8 protein-coding genes and 1 pseudogene are annotated in these 7,497 nt (G+C 41.6%); 4 read left to right on the top strand and 5 right to left on the bottom strand.

The features are described from left to right. From HOO90_RS05895 to HOO90_RS05875, 5 genes are all read right to left on the bottom strand, one after another. Positions 1-1,016: MoxR family ATPase (locus tag HOO90_RS05895; protein ID WP_292840739.1), on the bottom strand; the 1,016-nt coding region annotated here is incomplete at its 3' end. Positions 1,017-1,160: 144 nt separating this feature from the next. Beyond that, positions 1,161-1,439, bottom strand: coding sequence for a methanol dehydrogenase (locus HOO90_RS05890; protein ID WP_292840736.1), 279 nt, complete (start codon positions 1,437-1,439; stop codon positions 1,161-1,163). Between the two features lie 97 nt (positions 1,440-1,536). Beyond that, entirely contained in the window at positions 1,537-1,959 is a 423-nt protein-coding gene (gene moxG / locus HOO90_RS05885; protein ID WP_292840742.1) for a cytochrome c(L), periplasmic, read from the bottom strand. A gap of 200 nt (positions 1,960-2,159) precedes the next feature. Further along, the gene (gene moxJ, locus HOO90_RS05880) at positions 2,160-2,993 is read right to left on the bottom strand and encodes a methanol oxidation system protein MoxJ (protein ID WP_292840734.1); all 834 of its coding nucleotides are present in this window, start codon (positions 2,991-2,993) and stop codon (positions 2,160-2,162) included. Positions 2,994-3,205: 212 nt separating this feature from the next. Further along, complete coding sequence (locus HOO90_RS05875) at positions 3,206-5,005, bottom strand: methanol/ethanol family PQQ-dependent dehydrogenase (RefSeq protein ID WP_292840731.1); 1,800 nt, start codon at positions 5,003-5,005, stop codon at positions 3,206-3,208. A gap of 234 nt (positions 5,006-5,239) precedes the next feature. Between HOO90_RS05875 and HOO90_RS05870 the strand changes: the two genes are divergently transcribed. The 4 genes and pseudogenes from HOO90_RS05870 to HOO90_RS05855 all read left to right on the top strand — a co-directional run. Continuing rightward, positions 5,240-6,211 carry a histidine kinase gene (locus tag HOO90_RS05870; protein ID WP_292840729.1) on the top strand — a complete coding sequence of 324 codons (972 nt, stop codon included), beginning with the start codon at positions 5,240-5,242 and terminating at the stop codon, positions 6,209-6,211. A 30-nt stretch (positions 6,212-6,241) separates the two neighbouring features. After that, complete coding sequence (locus HOO90_RS05865; protein ID WP_292840726.1) at positions 6,242-6,895, top strand: response regulator transcription factor; 654 nt, start codon at positions 6,242-6,244, stop codon at positions 6,893-6,895. Positions 6,896-6,965: 70 nt separating this feature from the next. Beyond that, a complete protein-coding gene (locus tag HOO90_RS05860; protein ID WP_292840723.1) occupies positions 6,966-7,334 on the top strand; it encodes a hypothetical protein in 369 nt (122 codons plus the stop codon). Between the two features lie 36 nt (positions 7,335-7,370). Further along, positions 7,371-7,497: pseudogene (locus tag HOO90_RS05855) on the top strand (ABC transporter ATP-binding protein); the annotation flags it as partial.

Genomic DNA, 7,497 nt, shown 5'->3' with positions numbered 1-7,497 from the left:
GCAGATACTTTATCAATCACGCTATTCAGTAATCGTGGCGCTAAAGTTTCACGGCGCAACTCGTATGCTGGTGAAAAGAACACGCGATGTGAGACAGTGTCGTGAAATACTGCACGAATATCATCAGGTGTGAGATAGTCACGATTCTCAAGCCAAGCACGACAACGCGCTGCACGCATTAACATTGCCATTCCACGAGGGCTAGCGCCGCCAGCAACTAATTTTGAGGAATCAATGTCATCAAACTCCACACCCGCCTCTGCAGGATTGCGTAAAGCGCGCCATAAGTTAACCGCATAATCTTGCAAAGGTAATTCAGCACGCACATTACCTTGAATTGTTTCTGCCACAGCATTCAACTCGGCATAGGGCACTAAACCCGCCTGTAAGGTATTAATCAACGCATCGACATTGTGAAAGCGCTGATTAAACATGAGGTCACGCTGTAGTTCACGGTCGTTCGGCGCATCAATTGAAATTTCCATAAAAAACCGGTCACGTGCAGCGGCCGGCAACTCAAAGGTTTCTTCTCGCTCCAAGCGGTTTCTATCAGCAAATACTGTGAGATGAGGAAAATGATAATCACGATTAAACGCATTCACGCTGCGTTCCGCCATTAAGCGCAACAGTAAGCTATGTGCCTGCGGTCTGGCACGGTTAATTTCATTAAAGAAAAACACGGCCAGTGCTTCTTCATGCTGAAGTAACGGCCCAGGGGCTACCGCTGGCTGTCCATTTTGGTCTAGGTACGCATGGTATAAAAAATCACTCGGCATTAAGTCTATCGCGCCCTCAATGCGCTGATATTCACCGCCCAACAGCCGCGCTGCCGCACGCAAAAGTGTCGTTTTACCTACACCAACATCACCTTCCAGCAATACATGTCCGCGTGAAAAAATAGCGATTGTCAATGCTCGCACTTGTTTATCTAGTCCAAGCACCACACTATTCAGCGCACCTTCAAAAGCAATTGCGCGTTCGCGCCATTCATTAAGATTGATATTGTTACTTGGCATATTTGGACAGGTGCTTTCAAAAACGATATTCGTAAAAATTCAGAATGATTTCATCAGCACTACAGGAGGAATTGCTATAAACGCTGATGAAATTAAGCTAAAAAAGCCGATGTTCTTCAACATCGGCTTTATTTAGAGATTTAATTACTCAGCTGCGTCGTAATCAAATTTACCAGTCGCTTTAGCATTAGCAATACGTTTAGCATTGCGTGCATCCATCGCTTGGATAGAGGCTTGTTGCTTGCCAACTTCTTTTGGGTCATGTTTTGGGTCATATTTAGAACCTGCTACTTTTTCTGGAAAGCCTGGTTTTGCTTCCCAGCAATCGCCGGCAGCTTTACAGTTATGGCCGTCATAAGCAAATGCTGCGCCAGATGCAACCATTGCGCCTGCGATTGCCACTAATGTCAAAATACGTTTCATTAAAAACTCCTTGTGATATGGTTGCTGGTGATATTGCAATGTCTGCTTGGCAACCACCAGTTAGCCGCCAGACAGAATTCTAATATTAGCTACTAAGTTATTTTTTCCACTTAGCTTTTTTGGGATCGCCATCGTAAATACTGCGAATCCAACTCATGACTTGCAAAATTTCATCCTGGCTTATCAAGCCCTTTTGGGGGCCCATCATGCCTTGACCACCGCCATAGATAGTTTCAAAAAAACCTTTATCAAATTGATTGCCTGGATAAGTCCAGTAATCATCATGCAGTGCTGGGCCCAACTTACCTTCCGCCAAATGTCCATGGCAGCCAGAACAAGCTGTAGAAAAAATGGTATAGCCATTCTTGATGACAGCCTCATCATTGTTATAAGGATTTTTACCTGTTTTTTTGAACTGCTTTACTGCTGGCGTATCATCCCCTTTGCCGTCTTTGAAATCCAAAGGATCACCTGAAATAGTGCCTCGGAATTCCAAATCTGGCCCTGAATCAACCACAATTTCTGTAGCAGCTACTTTCACTGCGGATTCCGCAGTTGTCGTCACTTTTTCCGATTGCGGTGATGCATGACAAGCACTTAAAAAAGTTGCCAAAAATGCTGCACATAGCGCTGAAGAATGACTAGGTTTTAATGATTTATACAACGTACTGCTCCTCTTAAAGTTTGATACATCAAAAGCTATAACCGAAATATATCTATCTATAGTGGCAGAAGAAGAATGCCTTCTCGTTTTAGTACCGCCTCAATCTCAGCTCGCCTTTCTTTTATGACACGATTCAAATCTTGCTGCAGCGCCGTGTCATCTTTACGTACACCCATTGCAATTTCATAGTGCATCGGTACTTTTTCACCGTTCGATTTTTTGGCATCATCTTTTACAATTTGCATCTTTAGAGGCACTTTAGATGAAACAACATACCTTGCCGCTTCTGGCGCCCAAAGCATAGCGGTGTGTATATGTTTAATCGCAACGTCATTTACAATTTCTTGAGGCTCAACGCGAATGGCACGATTTCGCGTCGATTGATATTTTTGTTTTTCTGCAAAATAGTCAAACATGTCATCAAATCGGTTGATTTGTAACAGCATTACCTTGCCTGGGCTATCGTGCATTACACCAATACGAAAGTTTGACTCTTTAAGCAAATCATCATTCCAAGATGAAATGTCAATTTGTCGATCTTGGCGGGTAATAAAAACATAGCCAGTTTTGTAATATGAGTCTGTTTTTAGCACGCGCGGATCAGTACTATCTACGCCCAACATCACGTCACACTTCTTTTTAGTTAAATAATCGCGCTCTACTAAACGCGGGTCTTTCCAGAACACATAATTCACTTTTCTATCTAATGCTTTACCTATAATTTCAGCAATCTCGTTCTCAAACCCCTCCTTCTTAGCGTTTGAAAAAGGCATTTCATTTTCACCAGCACAGACATTTAAATCTGCTGCATACGCACTTACCGCGCTTAAACTGATTGCACCTATTACTAATGACTTGATTACATGTTGCAACAAATTCATATTTCTCATATTTCTAATAACTCCATGGTGTTAATCAAAAAGATGCTAGCTAGGCAACTTTGCATATATAAATAAACAATCAAACTTAAACTTTGGTCAATTGCTTATTTGTATAGACTAAACTACACCGCTATTACTCAACCAAACGGCTGGGGCGCGAGGCCCCAGCAACTTGGTATTACACGTTTTACTATTATTTCAACTTATTTTTTACCACTTAATTACAGGCTAAACGTAATATAACCGCCACCCATATTGGTGTAGTGTTGTAGTTCTTTAAACGCACCTACCGCACCTAAACCAGCGCTTGGGTCAGTCAAGTCAAACACTAGACCAACACCAGGCCAACCACCAACACCGTACATACTACCTACGTATTGTTTACCTTTGAAAGCGTAAGTGTTTGGAGATCCAATACCGCCTGATGGCATCTTGAAGTTCCACAACTGATTACCATTGGTTTTATCCAATGCTTTTAGTTGACCGTCCAAGGTTGCGTACCAAACTAAGCCACCTTTGGTGTATAAAGTACCGCCCCAAGCAGCAAATTTCTCCCACTTAGACCATTTCACTTTACCTGTTACTGTGTCAAAAGCTCGTACTGTACCCATTTCAGTTTTTGTTGGTCCACTTGGGCCAGGGTACATCGCGAGTGTTGCGCCCACGAAGAATTGACCTGCACGATATGGCAACATGAACGGTTCCCAATCCATACAAATGTGGTTCAAACCTGCGAACAATGTGCGTGATTCAGGATCGTAAGAGTCAACGCCTTGGTTATGGAAACCCATGGCTGATGGACAAATGTTAGTACCTTTGTGATCCATACGTGTTGAGAACTCAGGATCACGTACTGGTAGACCAGTTTTTAAATCCACTTTTTTGAACACATTGACTGCAGGATCTACTTTATCCGCTAAGATCAATTTACCTGTATCACGGTTAAGTGTGTACATAATTCCGTTACGGTCAAGGTGAGTCAGTAATGGTGTTACTTTTCCGTTAACGGGTTGATCTGTAAGAATCATTTGGTTTACGCCAGCAAAATCCCACTCATCATGAGGCGTCTTTTGATAACCCCATTTAGCTTCACCAGTATCTACATCACGGCCCCAAATAGTCATTGTCCATTTGTTGTCACCAGGACGCATGGTTTCGTTCCATGGCGCAGGGTTACCAGAACCGTAGTAGAACAAGTTTAGTTTTGGATCATAAGCATACCAACCCCAGTTAGTACCGCCGCCGATTTTCCAAGCGTCGCCTTCCCAAGTTTTAGTACCTAAACCAAATTGACCATAGTGTGGGTTTTCTGAGTTAAAGTTTTTTTGCAAGCGGATATCTTCATCAGAGCCCGTTGCATAGGCGCGCCATTTTAAAGCACCTGTTTTTAAGTCAACCGCATTAACTGCACCGCGAACACCTAGCTCAGCACCTGAACAGCCAATTAACACAGTATCCTTAACAACATAAGGCGCTTGTGTGAATGTCATACCAACTTTTGGATCGCACAATTCCACTTTCCAATTAACAGCACCAGTTTTTGCATTTAAAGCAAGCAAGTGACCATCAGCTTGTTTTTTAATAATTTGTCCAGCACCGTAAGCAACACCACGGTCTACAATGTCACAACACATTACCGCTTTAGTTGAAGCGTCTTGTTTTGGTTTATGAGACCAAACAATTTTGTTAGGATCATTTAAATTAAGTGCATAAGTATTGTTAGGGAATGCAGAATGAATATAAATCATGTCACCAATCACCAATGGCGCACCTTCATGACCGTGCAAGACGCCAGTAGAGAATGACCAAGCTGCTTTTAAATTCTTAACATTACCTTTGTTAATTTGAGTTAATTGGCTATTATGCTGGCTGTTATAGCCGCCAGTTTGCGTAGCCCATTGATTTGGATCTTGCACACGTTTATCTAAGTCTGCATCAGCAAAGGCAGTTCCCACTGCCGCAAGCATGAACAAACCGCTGATTGCTGCACTAACATTTATGTTAGTCACTTTGCGTTTCATATTCACTGTCTCCCTATGATTGGTTAAACTATCCTGCATTAAAGCCATATCTAGCGTTAAATCTGGCGAAGTGAATAATGCACTCTCTGGTTTCGATTAATAAGATGAATGTTTCCCGACGTTGCATGAAAGTATTCCCTCCAGTTACATTTCATTAATTTCTTAATAGTTTCCTGCAGATAGGGAATCTTTCACCTACCCAAAAAGATTTTTTTACTGAATAATCCAAGCACTATGAAATTACAAGAAATTTGGCTGCAACTAAGCAACTCGCGTAAAGATGCTATTAAGGCTTCAGTATTAGTGTTTCTGGCTTATCTGTTTGTATTAAAAATTAATCTAGCTGAAACACTTACAGTAAAGTTAGAAAAGTTTGAAAACCTGCAACTTGATGAGATGCCTTTTTTATTCCTATTCATCTCGGTAGCATTAGCTTGGTTCACACAAAAAAGAGTGGTTGAGAAAAAAAAAGAAATTTCGTTAAGAGTACTAGCTGAAGAAAAAAATACACAACTACTCACTGAAAATAAAGCACTTACGCAACATATACTTAGAGTGCAAGAACTCGAACGATTGCAATTGGCTAGAGATTTGCACGATGACATAGGGCAATATCTACTTGCCATTCGGCTGGATGCCTCCTCGTTAACGGTTTGTGAAGATAATCCGAGCGCCAATCCTGCAAGGCGTATTTTGTCAAATGCAGGTCACATTCAACAGATGACAAGAATACTCATGCGCCGCCTGAGACCGGCACCTACTAGCAGTCAAAACTGTATTGAAGCCATCAGGCAACTCGCTCAAGAATGGCTGGAGCAACAGCCTCGTATTGTTTTTGAATTAGATATGGATGAATTAGCCGATTTACTTTCTGAGAATGAAAATCTGCTCTCTGAACAAGTCAGCGTGGTGGTTTACCGATTTATTCAGGAAGCTCTTACAAATATTGCTAAGCATGCTGGTGCCAGTCATGTCGCCGTTTCACTTGCCATTAAGAACAATAGCGTTATTGGAAAGCAACATCCAACTCATTTAACGATAGAGATTAAAGATGATGGAAATGGATTGGACATGATTGCATCCGCCCACGGCATGGGAATGTTAGGCATGCGTGAGCGTATAAATGCTGTAAATGGCGAATTTAAAGTAGTCAGCAAACTAGCTGAAGGCGTCACGCTTTGGGCAAATATTCCGATTAATCAGTAAGCTCATATTAAGTACTTTAAGGTAAAGACAATGGACAAAACAATTTTACTGGTTGACGACCACGCGGTAGTTAGACAAGGGTTAAAGAGCTTATTTACCCAATGGGGCTACCGTATTGTGGGCGAAGCAGACAGTGGTGAAGTAGCCATCCAGTTGAATCTAGAACATCGACCAAACTTGATTGTCATGGATTTAGATATGCCTGGTTTGGGTGGTTTAGAAGCTTTAAAAAGGATTCTACTGCGTCAGAAAAATGCCAAGATTCTGGTGTATAGCATGCATGACGACAATATTTATGCGCTACGTGCGATGCAATCTGGTGCTAAAGGTTACGTTGTTAAATCCGACGACATTAACGTCCTGCTTGAAGCCGTTGATAAGGTTTTTCGAGGTGAGCGATTTATTGGTCGTAAAGTGGCAGAACATTTGGCTATTGATTTAATGAATGAAACTAACAAGCCCCTAGAAAAACTCTCCCCCAGAGAGTTTGAAGTGTTCAGGCAACTAGCGGCTGGGCAATCCTTAAGCGCCATCTCGCTAAGCCTAAACATTAGCTATAAAACAGTCGCAAACATTCAAACCAGCATTCGACAAAAGCTAGAAATACAAACCACCGCAAGTCTTGTACATTTGGCTATTCAATTGGGCGTCACACATAGCAAAGGGCCTGACGCTGGCAAGTGAGTTCTTTTTAACTGCATGTTTTAAATACATATAATTTTCGGCATCACCAACCCAACCTAAAGGAAACATCTTGAAACTTATTTCAAAACTCACTATCGCAGCACTTTTAATAATTACTTTCAGTTCGACATACGCTGGTGGCATCTCAAAACATAAAAAAATATACAAAGAGATGGAATTTATACAAATATTTAATGGAAAAGATCAAAAATTTGTATTAGAAACACTAGGCAAACCTGCAAGAAAAAATAGCCCTGTCAAACCCAGCAACGCCGATGGATACGTTGGCAAAGCTGTACCTAATAATGAAAAAGTAGATGCCATTGAAATGTGGTATTACCCCAACCTAGTGAGCTACAACGCAAAAAATACATTTAAGCAAACAGAAATTACCTTTATCAACAATATTGTGTCAAATATGACATTTGTAAATAAGTAATCTAGCCAATTTTGCGAAATTTGTAACGACTATTTCATGACCAATTTTACCGTAGAAGCGCAAGGGCTCACCCGTCTGTATGGCGGGCGTGAAGCCGTCAGTAACGTCAGCTTTCATTTAAGCAAAGGCCAAGTCCTCGGCTTTTTAGGCCCCAATGGTGCCG

Source organism: Methylotenera sp. (assembly GCF_013141425.1).
Classification (GTDB): Bacteria; Pseudomonadota; Gammaproteobacteria; order Burkholderiales; family Methylophilaceae; genus Methylotenera.
Note: the sequence above shows the minus strand (reverse complement) of the source record. Positions and strands in the feature narration are given on the sequence as shown.

What these genes read in the sequence shown, in the direction of transcription:
- HOO90_RS05890 (WP_292840736.1), bottom strand. Translation starts at nt 1,439, where the DNA reads ATGAAACGTATTTTGACATTAGTGGCAATCGCAGGCGCAATGGTTGCA.
- moxJ (WP_292840734.1), bottom strand. Translation starts at nt 2,993, where the DNA reads ATGAGAAATATGAATTTGTTGCAACATGTAATCAAGTCATTAGTAATA.
- HOO90_RS05875 (WP_292840731.1), bottom strand. Translation starts at nt 5,005, where the DNA reads ATGAAACGCAAAGTGACTAACATAAATGTTAGTGCAGCAATCAGCGGT.
- HOO90_RS05870 (WP_292840729.1), top strand. Translation starts at nt 5,240, where the DNA reads ATGAAATTACAAGAAATTTGGCTGCAACTAAGCAACTCGCGTAAAGAT.
- HOO90_RS05865 (WP_292840726.1), top strand. Translation starts at nt 6,242, where the DNA reads ATGGACAAAACAATTTTACTGGTTGACGACCACGCGGTAGTTAGACAA.